Below are 10,507 nucleotides of genomic sequence, written 5' to 3' on the forward strand. Positions count from 1 at the left end.
GCCACGCCAACGCCGCGCTGCTCTTTCCGCGCTCGATGACGGCGACGGTACCGGTCTTCGTCCAGCCGCCTGTGGTCAACGCGGTGAGCACGGCCTCGACCTCGGCGATATCCACGTCGTAGGGCGGGTCGGCCAGCACCAGGTCCACCGGCCCGCCGGCACCGTCGGCCAGCACCGTAGCCACGCGCCCGCGCCGCACCGTCGCGCCAACCACGCCGAGCGACGCGATGTTGCCGGCGATGACGGCGGCGGCCCGCTGATCGGATTCGACGAAAACCGCCGATGCCGCTCCCCTCGACAGCGCCTCGAGGCCGAGCGCACCTGACCCCGCGTAGAGGTCGAGCACCGTCGCCCCGGTGAAATCGATCCGCGCGGCCAGCACGTTGAACAATGACTCGCGCACGCGATCGGTTGTTGGGCGGGTTCCGGTGCGCGGCACCGCGATTCGCCTGCCGCCAAATGCGCCGGCGACGATGCGGGTCAGCTGACCACCACCAGCAGATCGCCACCTTCGACCTGCGCGGTTGCCGACACGGCGACGCGGTCGACCTTTCCGGCTTTGGGTGCGGTGATCGCGGCTTCCATTTTCATGGCTTCGATGGTGGCGATGGTTTGGCCGGCCTCGACCTCGTCGCCTGCCTCGACGCTGACGGTGACGACGCCTGCGAACGGTGCGGCCACGTGGTCGGGGTTGGACCGGTCGGCCTTCTCGGCGGTCGGGATGTCGCTGGCGATGCTGCGGTCACGCACGACCACCGGCCTCAGCTGGCCGTTGAGGATGCACATCACCGTTCGCATGCCCCGCTCGTCGGGATCGGAGATCGCCTCCAGCCCGATCAGCAGCTCGACGCCGCGCTCCAGCCGTACTCGGTGTTCCTCACCGGGCCTCAGCCCGTAGAAGAACTGGTTGGCAGACAGGCTCGAGGTGTCGCCATACTGCTCGCGGTGTGCGTCGAATTCCTTTGTCGGGCCGGGGAATAGCAGCTGATTCAGGACGGCTTGACGTTTCGGGCCTGGCTGGGCGAGCACGGCCTCGTCCTCCGCGCTTAGCTCTTGGGTGGGTTTGGCCGGCGGACGCCCGGCAAGTGCCTTGCTGCGCAACGGTTCTGGCCAGCCGCCCGGAGGGTCGCCGAGTTCACCACGCAGGAAGCCGATCACCGAGTCGGGAATGTCGAATTTCGCTGGGTCGGCGGCGAACTCGTCAGCGGACACGCCCGCACCGACAAGGGCCAGGGCGAGATCGCCGACCACTTTGGACGACGGCGTCACCTTCACCAGCCTGCCCAACACCCGGTCTGCAGCGGCGTAGTTGGTTTCGATCTCCTCGAACCGGTCACCGAAGCCGAGCGCGATGGCCTGCTGGCGCAGATTCGACAGCTGGCCACCGGGGATCTCGTGGTGATACACCCGGCCCGTCGGCGCCGGTAGCCCAGATTCAAACGGCGAGTAGACCTTTCGCAGCGCCTCCCAGTAAGGCTCGAGGTCACACACCGCCGACAGCGACAAGCCGGTGTCGTAGGCGGTGTGCGCGGTCGCGGCGACGATGGAGGACAGCGCGGGCTGGCTGGTGGTGCCCGCCAACGGTGCCGAAGCGCCGTCGACCGCGCTCGCGCCGGCCTGCCAGGCCGCCAGATAGGTGGCCAGCTGCCCGCCTGGCGTGTCGTGGGTATGGACATGAACGGGCAGGTCGAACCTGCTGCGCAGTGCAGTGATCAATGCATGCGCGGCTTGCGGACGCAGCAATCCGGCCATGTCCTTGATCGCGAGCACGTGTGCCCCGGCCTCGACGATCTGCTCGGCCAACCTGAGGTAATAGTCCAGCGTGTAAAGGCTTTCGCCCGGGTTTGACAGATCTCCGGTGTAGCTCATCGCGACTTCGGCGACCGCCGTGCCGGTTTCGCGCACCGCGTCGATCGCGGGACGCATCGACTCGACGTTGTTGAGCGCGTCGAAAATCCGGTAGATGTCGATGCCGGTGGCCGTGGCCTCCTCGACGAACGCCTTCGTCACGCTCTCCGGGTACGGCGTGTAGCCAACGGTGTTGCGGCCCCGCAACAGCATCTGCAGGCAGATGTTGGGCACGGCCTCACGCAGCGCCGCCAGCCGCTCCCACGGATCTTCCTTCAAAAACCGAAGCGCCACATCGTAAGTCGCTCCGCCCCAGCACTCGATGGACAGCAGCTGCGGGGTCATCCGCGCGATGTAGGGCGCCACCATCAACAGGCCAGTGGTGCGTACTCGAGTGGCCAGCAGTGACTGATGCGCATCGCGGAACGTCGTGTCCGTGACACCGACGGACTTGGATTCACGCAGCCATCGGGCGAACCCTTGCGGCCCCACCTCGGTCAGCAGATGCTTGGACCCGCGTGGGGGTGCGATGTCCAGGTCGATCTCGGGCAGCTTGTCCTGCGGATACACCGTCGACGTCCGCGGCCCATGCGGCTGGTTCACCGTGACATCGGCCAAATAGTTCAGGATCTTGGTGCCCCGGTCGGCCGGGGTGCGCGCGGTCAGCAGATACGGCCGCTCGTCGATGAACGACGTGGTCACCCGCCCAGCGCGAAAGTCCGGATCGTTGACGACAGCCATCAAGAACGGGATGTTGGTCGACACCCCACGCACCCGGAACTCAGCGAGCGCGCGGCGGGCCCGCGCGACCGCTGCGGAGAAGTCGCGTCCCCGACAGGTCAGCTTGACCAGCATCGAGTCGAAGTGGGCGCTGATCTCCGCGCCAAGATGCGAGCCGCCGTCCAACCGGATGCCCGCACCGCCGGGCGAACGATAGCCGGTGATGCGGCCGGTGTCAGGGCGGAAACCGTTGGCCGGGTCCTCGGTGGTGATCCGGCACTGCATCGCCGCTCCATGCACCTGCAGCGAATCCTGGCTCAGCCCAAGATCTTCCAGGCTCTCCCCGTCGGCGATGCGCATCTGGCTGGCGACCAGGTCGACGTCGGTGATCTCCTCGGTCACGGTGTGCTCGACCTGGATGCGCGGATTCATCTCGATGAAGACGTAGTGGCCGCGCTCGTCGAGAAGGAACTCGACCGTGCCCGCGTAGGTGTAGTTGATCTGGCGGGCGAACGCCACCGCGTCGGCGCAGATCTTGGCTCGCAGGTCCTCAGGCAGGTTCGGCGCAGGGGCCAGCTCGATGACCTTCTGATGGCGCCGCTGCACGCTGCAGTCCCGCTCGAACAGATGCATCACGTTGCCGTGCGTGTCGGCAAGGATCTGCACCTCGATATGGCGCGGGCGCAGCACCGCCTGCTCCAGATACAGCGTCGGGTCACCGAACGCCGACTCGGCCTCGCGGCCGGCGGCCTCGATCGCTTCAGGCAGCGCGGCGGCATCGGTGACACGGCGCATACCGCGCCCACCGCCGCCGGAGACCGCCTTGACGAACAACGGGAACTCCATCGACGCGGCCGCGGCGATCAGTTCGTCGGCCGACGCCGAGGGCGCAGACGAGTTCAGCACCGGCAACCCGGCGGCGCGCGCCGCCGCGATCGCCCGCGACTTGTTGCCCGCCAGCTCGAGAATTTCGGCGCCCGGCCCGATGAACGTGATGCCCGCCTCCGCACACGCGGCAGCCAGATCGGGGTTCTCCGACAAGAAGCCATATCCGGGATAGATGGCGTCGGCGCCGGCTTGTCTGGCGACGCGGATGATCTCGTCGACGGACAGATAGGCCCGCACCGGGTGGCCGGTATCACCGATCTGATAGGACTCATCGGCTTTCAGCCGATGCAGCGAGTTGCGGTCTTCGTATGGGTACACCGCGACGGTGGCGATCCCCATCTCATAGGCCGCTCGGAACGCGCGGATAGCGATCTCGCCGCGATTGGCGACCAGGACTTTGGAAATCACTAGATAAGAGTCGACCAGTAGTTCCAGAAGCGCACGAGGATCAGCAGGATCAAGCCGGTGAACCACAGGGCCACCAGCGACCACCGCCAGGTGTAGAGGACTCGCGCGGCCGCGTTAGAGCCCAGCGGTCGCAGTGCGATGGAGGCCACCACGACCAGCAGCGGAATGGTGACCGCCCACACCACCATGCAATACGGGCACAGCGCGCCGATGCGGTAGAGGCTCTGGAAGATCAGCCAGTGCACGAACGCCGTGCCGAGCAGCGTGCCGGCGGCGAGACCGGCCCAGTACCACCGCGGCAGTCTCACCTGCGCAACGGCCAGCACACCGGTCACCACCACGACGGCGAACGAGACGATGCCGATCAGCGGATTGGGGAAGCCGAACGCCGAGGCCTGCGGGGTGATCATCACCGACCCGCACGACAGCACCGGGTTGATGCTGCACGACGGCACGTAGTCGGGGTTGATCAGAATCTCGATCTTCTCGACCGTCAGCGTCAGCGCGGCAGCCAACCCGACGAGGCCCGCGATGAGCACCCATACCGCGCTGGCCCTGCCGACCGACACGCCCGACGGCTTGTCTGCCGTGGCTTCGCCCGGTTCGACTGGGGTGCTCTCGGTAACGGTCATGGTGCAGGAGCGGGAGCCGGCGCAGGCGCAGGCGCAGGCGCAGGAGCCGGTGCCATCGCGTCCAGGCCCGGCACATCGCCGACGATCTCCTTGATCTTGGCGATCAGCGCGTCGGGCGTGGTGTATTTGTACTCTTCGCCGTTGATCCGGACGGTCGGGGTGGACTGGATACCGGTGGCCTCAGCCATCCCACCAACCATCTCTTCATAGGTCCCCTTGTTGATGCAGTCGGGGACGGTGCCGGCGGCACCCGCCAAGCGCGCCATCTCGATCAGGCGCGTGTTGTCGGGGTAGACGGCCGCGGTCTCGCTCGGCTGATTCGTGAAAAGCCCGTCGTGGAAGACCTGGAAGGCTTGGATCGATTCGTCGGCCACACAGTAGGCCGCCCCGCCAGCACGCGAGGAGTAGTTCTGATTCTGCGGCCGGTCGAGGATGGCGACCAGGTAGTAGTCGGCGGCCACGGCCCCGGTGTCGATGAGCTTGCGTACCGTGGGCCCGAATTCCTTCTCGAACGCGGCGCAGTGCGGGCACAGGAAGTCCTCGTACATCGACAGCACGGCCTTGGGCTCGCCGCCCTCCTTGGTGACCAGCTTGCTCGACGTGACCCGAACGGACTTGGCTTCACCGGCGGTCGGCTTTTCGTCGGCGGACATCACGATGTAGAGCACCAACGCGACGGCGAAGATCACCACGATCGATGTCAGCCCGATCTGTACCGCCAGGTTTCGCTTGCGGTCGGCTGCCTTCAGGTCGTACTTCGCGGTCTTCTTGGAGTTCGTGGCCACGGGTCAAGAGTACCGGCGGTGATTTGCGGCTTTTCAGCCTCGGCTGAGATGGGCCCGCATCGCCGAGATCATCTCGGTGGTGGCGACAGCGGCGCCGCCACCGAGCGCGAAGAAATTGGCGAAGCCGTGCACCATCGAGCCGAATTCGCGCAGGTCGACGGGTACGCCCGCGGCTCGCATGGCCTCGGCGTACTGGTTGCCCTCGTCGCGCAGCGGATCGAAGCCGCCGGTGAGCACCAGCGCGGGCGGCAGACCAGAAAGGTCGTCGGCAAGCAGCGGCGACACCCGTGGATCGGACCGGTCGACGTGTGCGCCGTCGAGGTACTTGCCGGTGAACCAGCCAATATCCCGCTTGGTCAGGAAATACCCCTCGGCGAACAACGTCTGCGAGCGCGTCTCGCCGACGAAGTTGGTGCGCGGGTAGATGAGTACCTGAAGGGCCGGCGGTCTCACATGCTCGTTGCGCGCCAGCTGCGACACCACGGCGGCGAGATTCCCGCCCGCGCTGTCGCCGCCGACCGCCACTCGTGCCGGGTCGGCACCCAGGCCGGCCGCGTTCTCCAACGCCCACTGGTACGCCGTGAACGCGTCGTCGGCCGCGGCCGGCGCCTTGTTCTCGGGCGCCAGCCGGTAGTCGACGGAGAGTACGTGGACGCCGCCATCGCGGCAGATCTTCCGGCACACGTCATCGTGGGTGTCGAGGTCGCCGATGACCCAGCCGCCGCCGTGGTAGAAGACCAGCAGAGGCGCATCCGGTTCGGCCGGACGGTAGTGCCGGGCAGGGATCGCGCCGGCCGGTCCGGGGATCGAGAGGTTCGTCACCCTGGCCACCGGGATGTCCTGCCTGAAGCTGGCGGCCAGCGTTCGCAGCTGGGATCGCGCGACCGCGACGTCGTCGCTGGACACCAGGCCGTCCATTCCAGTAGCGCGCTGACCGGCAAGCATCAGCTGCAGCGTGGTGTCCAGAGTGTTGCCGTCGACCGTGACCGATCGACCGCCCAACAGCAGCCGTTTGACGGCGTAAGGAATGTGCGGGAGGGCCCGCAACGTCACCCCTGCCGTGGCGTTGACAATCGCATCCTTGCCGCGACTTTGACCGCGCGGCGCCGGGTCGTCGGTTGGTGGCCCGACGGGTGGCGCCTGTCCTGGCAGACTCTGAGGCATGGCAGCTCCTTCGATCACGCTCAATGACGGTAATTCGATACCCCAGGTGGGACTTGGCGTTTGGCAGACTCCGCCGGACGCCACCGAACGTGCGGTCGCGACCGCCCTGGAGGCTGGCTACCGGCATATCGATACGGCCGCAGCGTACGAGAACGAACGCGAGGTGGGCAGAGGCTTGAAAATAGCTGCGAATTCCGGCGTGGCCAGAGAAGACGTGTTCCTGGTCACGAAGCTGTGGAATTCAGACCAGGGTTACGACACCACGCTCGCGGCGTTCGACGCCAGCGTTGCCCGCCTTGGTGTCGACTACCTCGACCTGTACCTCATTCATTGGCCGTTGCCGGCCAAGAACGCGTTTGTCGACACCTTCAGGGCCTTCGCGCACCTGCGCAACCAGGGCCGCATCCGGTCTATCGGGGTCAGCAACTTCGAGCCCGAGCACTTGAGGATTCTGGTGGACGCCACCGGGATCGTGCCCGCGGTCAACCAGGTCGAGTTGCATCCCCTTTTGCAGCAACAGGAATTGCGAGAAGCCCACGCTCAGTTGGGAATCGCCACTGAGGCGTGGAGTCCGCTCGGCCAGGGTTCGTTGCTGTCCAACCCGGCCGTCACCGCCGTCGCGCAGGCGCACGGAAAAACCCCTGCCCAGGCGCTGATTAGGTGGCATATCCAACTCGGTAATATCGTCATCCCCAAGTCGGTGACCCCTGAGCGAATTGTGAGCAACTTCGACGTGTTCGATTTCGAATTGAGCGAGAAGGACATGGCGTCCATTTCCTCGCTCGGCGATGGAACACGGCTGGGACCCGATCCACGAACATTCAACTTCACAGGATAGGTGTTATGACGTCGGCGGCTGCGATTCCCACGGTCACTCTCAACGACGGGAACACGATTCCGGTGATCGGCCTCGGCGTTGGCGAGCTGTCGGAATCCGAAACGGAGCAGTCCGTCTCGGCTGCGCTGGAGGTCGGTTACCGGCTGATCGACACGGCAGCGGCGTACGGCAACGAGGCCGCCGTCGGCCGCGCGATCGCGTCGTCGGGCATACCGCGGGAAGAGCTGTTCGTCACCACGAAGCTGGCCACTGAAGACCAGGGCTTCCAAGCGTCGCAGGACGCCATCAAGGCCAGCCTGCAGCGGCTCGGGCTCGACTATGTCGATCTGTATCTCATCCATTGGCCTGGCGGCGACCACGGCAAGTACGTGGACAGCTGGGGCGGCTTGATGAAGCGCAAGGAGGACGGCGATGCCAAGTCGATCGGGGTGGCCAACTTCCACGCCGAGCACTTGTCGAACGTCATCGACCTGTCGTTCTTCACACCTGCCATCAACCAGATCGAACTGCACCCGCTGCTGAATCAGGCCGAGCTGAGGGCGGTTAACGCCGAATACGGCATCGTCACCGAGGCCTACGGCCCGCTCGGCGTCGGCAAGCTGCTCGAAGACCCGACCATCGCGGCTGTCGCCGAGGCGCACGGGAAAACTCCTGCGCAGGTGCTGATCCGGTGGAGCATCCAGCTGGGCAATGTCGTCATTCCGCGCTCATCATCTCCGGAGCGGATCAAATCGAACCTCGACGTGTTCGACTTCGAGTTGACTGATGACGAGATGGCCACGCTCAACGGGCTCGATGACGGAACGCGCTTTCGTCCCGACCCCGACTCCTACACCGGCACCTAGTTCCTCGCCGAGGGAGTCAGGCTGCCGGACACGTGGCGGCGGCGTCGCGTAACACCGTCGCCGACGGCGCGTCGACCGGCAGTCCGTAGCCGCGGAGTACCTCGGCGAACCGCACCGCGTACTGGCACCAGAAGGCCCGGTTGGGCGGCATCCAGCCAGCTGGCTGTTTGTCGCCCTTGTCCTGGTTGGCTTGGGGCAGGCCCCGATGAGCGCTGAGGCATCGCGTGGCAGTAATCCAAGAGCGTGCACCGCCGAGATCGACGACACCGACCTCTACGACCTGATCCAACTCGACAAGCGCGCTGACTGTGCACTCCCCCAACGGCTGCTGCACGCTTCCACCGAAACAGTTGTGCAACAAGGGGAACGCTTGCCAAACTTGTGCCAAGTTCGTCACCGACGTCACCGACCGCGCTGGCACGGCTCTCGGCGACTGGGGTGGCGATCAGCTTCGTCAGCGTCGCCCACGAAGCCGACGTCTCCAGCGATTTTCCTCTACCGCCAGCCCGAGTTGCGCCCAACGTATCCAACAGATGCGCACTCCAAACGCCCGGAACGTCAACAGTCTCGACTCAGACGGTGGGACGCCCGGCCGAGTCCGCTCCTGTTGTGCCCTTCGGTGCAACTGAAGGAATTACGACGGCGTCATCATCACACTGAAATGTCTGCACTCCTAACGGCACTGGCAGTGGCGCAGGGGACCTACGGTCGCCAGCCGATGATCGTGCCAACGGTCATCGAGATCTAGCGCGTCGAAACAGAATTCCGAGTCGTGAAATTCACGCTTACATGACCGTGGCGTCCATTTCGCGGTTACGGGGTGGGTGTGAGCGTGATTGTCTCGGGGATTAGGGGTTGGACTGGCGTCAGCACATGGCTGGGCAGCCTTGACACCTGCGCCTCTTTCGGGGGAGCCACGCAATGGCTGTTTGACCCTTCGTTGGTCCATACTCCGCCGCTCTTCAGGCAGCATTCGCGATAAGCGTCGACCAAGTTGGCGATCTTGCCTCTCTGCCAATTATCTTCAACCTTGGCCATGCAGCTGTCATAGCTGCCGATGTCCCATTCCGGCACCGCGGTTGCGACGGCGGGGAATGCGAGCGCAACGGATGCTGCGACGAACACGGCAGCGGGGGCGGTGCGGGTAAGCGATTTCATGGCTGCTCCTGTGATTGGTTCCGGGATGCTTTGTTGCTGATTGAAATAGTGCGGCTTACGCGGCCCTTCGGTAATTGCCCAGCAGGTAGATTCGACTACAAGAAAGGGAAGAGTTTCCTATTCGCTGGGTGATTGTTGGCGCCGTGCAGCCGGGCTACTGTGGCAGTCTTTCGGCGCGCCGCCGCAATAACCTCAGTCAAGCCTGGTGCTGATGTCGCGTCATCACGTGAATATCGTTGCGGCGAGGCCGGTTCAGGCTGCCGGGCAGGTAGCCGCGGCATCGCGTAGCACCGTCGCCGACGGCGCGTCGACCGGCAGCCCGTAGCCGCGGAGCACCTCGGCGAACTGCACCGCGTACTGGCACCAGAAGGCCCGGTTGGGCGGCATCCAGTCAGCGGGCTGCTTGTCGCCCTTGTCCTGATTGACTTGGCCTTGCACGGCGAGCAGGTTCGCCGGATCGTTGGCGAACCGAATCCGCTTCTCGTCCGTCCATTCCCGCGCGCCGAAGTCCCATGCGTACGCCAGCGGGACGATGTGCTCGATCTGTACGGCCGCACCGGTCTGGTTGCCACGGACGAAGGCGATGGTGGTGCTGGTGTACGGGTCGTGCAATGTCCCGGTGGCAACGGCGTTGGGGCAGCGCTTGATTGACACGTAGGTTTTCTCGACGAGGTCGCGATTGAGGATGTCGTTGCGGGTATCGCAGCCGTTATGCCCACCAGGGGCGGTGTTGTCGTCGGTCCAACTGTCGCCGAATGCATCCCTGCGATAGTCAAAGCTGCGGATGCGAACGGGTAGGACCGCCACGCCGGCAAGCACGTCAACACCCGGCGCGACGGTGGGCATTTCGGCGCCTGCGACGAACTGCGACGCGCGATCACCCGCCGACGCGACGACCTGGTACGCGACGATCACCGCGAGCGCCACCGCGACCGCCAGCCACACCAACCGGCTGCGGCTCATGATTTTTCCAGGTATTCGACGCGGTCGGTATCGGTGAAGTGCGCTGCCAGCAGCGCCATCCCGGGATGGTTGGGCTCCTTCTCGTAACGCGATTCGCAGAACTCACGAGCCGCCAAGATGATGTCGAGGTGGTCGGACAGCGACAAGAACCTCAGCGTGATGGGCAGGCCGGATTGGCTGAGCCCCAACACATCTCCCTCTTTGCGCTCCTTGAGATCGAGGTCGGCGAGCTTGAACCCATCGAGGGTGCCCGCGACC

9 protein-coding genes and 2 pseudogenes are annotated in these 10,507 nt (G+C 65.3%); 2 read left to right on the forward strand and 9 right to left on the reverse strand.

Annotated elements, in window-relative coordinates:
* From rsmD to VFH65_RS28735, 5 genes are all read right to left on the reverse strand, one after another.
* Positions 1–484: 16S rRNA (guanine(966)-N(2))-methyltransferase RsmD (gene rsmD / locus VFH65_RS28715; protein WP_353326453.1), on the reverse strand; the 484-nt coding region annotated here is incomplete at its 3' end.
* The gene (locus VFH65_RS28720; protein ID WP_353326438.1) at positions 481–3,864 is read right to left on the reverse strand and encodes a pyruvate carboxylase; all 3,384 of its coding nucleotides are present in this window, start codon (positions 3,862–3,864) and stop codon (positions 481–483) included. The genes rsmD and VFH65_RS28720, both read right to left, overlap by 4 nt.
* Positions 3,864–4,496 carry a vitamin K epoxide reductase family protein gene (locus tag VFH65_RS28725; RefSeq protein WP_353326440.1) on the reverse strand — a complete coding sequence of 211 codons (633 nt, stop codon included), beginning with the start codon at positions 4,494–4,496 and terminating at the stop codon, positions 3,864–3,866. Before VFH65_RS28725 ends, VFH65_RS28720 begins: the two co-directional genes overlap by 1 nt.
* Positions 4,493–5,281, reverse strand: a complete 789-nt coding sequence (locus VFH65_RS28730) for a DsbA family protein (RefSeq protein ID WP_353326442.1) — start codon at positions 5,279–5,281, stop codon at positions 4,493–4,495. Before VFH65_RS28730 ends, VFH65_RS28725 begins: the two co-directional genes overlap by 4 nt.
* A 33-nt stretch (positions 5,282–5,314) precedes the next feature.
* Positions 5,315–6,445 carry an alpha/beta hydrolase gene (locus VFH65_RS28735; RefSeq protein ID WP_353326443.1) on the reverse strand — a complete coding sequence of 377 codons (1,131 nt, stop codon included), beginning with the start codon at positions 6,443–6,445 and terminating at the stop codon, positions 5,315–5,317.
* Between VFH65_RS28735 and VFH65_RS28740 the strand changes: the two genes are divergently transcribed.
* Both VFH65_RS28740 and VFH65_RS28745 read left to right on the forward strand, forming a co-directional pair.
* Positions 6,444–7,283 carry an aldo/keto reductase gene (locus tag VFH65_RS28740; RefSeq protein WP_353326445.1) on the forward strand — a complete coding sequence of 280 codons (840 nt, stop codon included), beginning with the start codon at positions 6,444–6,446 and terminating at the stop codon, positions 7,281–7,283. The genes VFH65_RS28735 and VFH65_RS28740 overlap by 2 nt on opposite strands.
* A 5-nt stretch (positions 7,284–7,288) precedes the next feature.
* Positions 7,289–8,128, forward strand: coding sequence for an aldo/keto reductase (locus VFH65_RS28745; RefSeq protein ID WP_353326447.1), 840 nt, complete (start codon positions 7,289–7,291; stop codon positions 8,126–8,128).
* Between the two features lie 16 nt (positions 8,129–8,144).
* Here the strand turns inward: VFH65_RS28745 and VFH65_RS32100 are convergent.
* The 4 genes and pseudogenes from VFH65_RS32100 to VFH65_RS28765 form a co-directional block, all read right to left on the reverse strand.
* Positions 8,145–8,321: pseudogene (locus tag VFH65_RS32100) on the reverse strand (hypothetical protein); the annotation flags it as partial.
* Positions 8,322–8,941: 620 nt separating this feature from the next.
* A complete protein-coding gene (locus VFH65_RS28755; RefSeq protein ID WP_353326450.1) occupies positions 8,942–9,286 on the reverse strand; it encodes a hypothetical protein in 345 nt (114 codons plus the stop codon).
* 252 nt (positions 9,287–9,538) lie between these two features.
* Complete coding sequence (locus VFH65_RS28760; RefSeq protein WP_353326451.1) at positions 9,539–10,249, reverse strand: HNH endonuclease family protein; 711 nt, start codon at positions 10,247–10,249, stop codon at positions 9,539–9,541.
* Positions 10,246–10,507 (reverse strand): annotated as a pseudogene (locus VFH65_RS28765) (ATP-dependent DNA helicase RecG); the annotation flags it as partial. The pseudogene VFH65_RS28765 and the gene VFH65_RS28760, both read right to left, overlap by 4 nt.

The sequence above is a fragment of the Mycobacterium sp. genome, assembly GCF_035697385.1.
In the GTDB taxonomy this organism is placed as follows: Bacteria; Actinomycetota; Actinomycetes; order Mycobacteriales; family Mycobacteriaceae; genus Mycobacterium.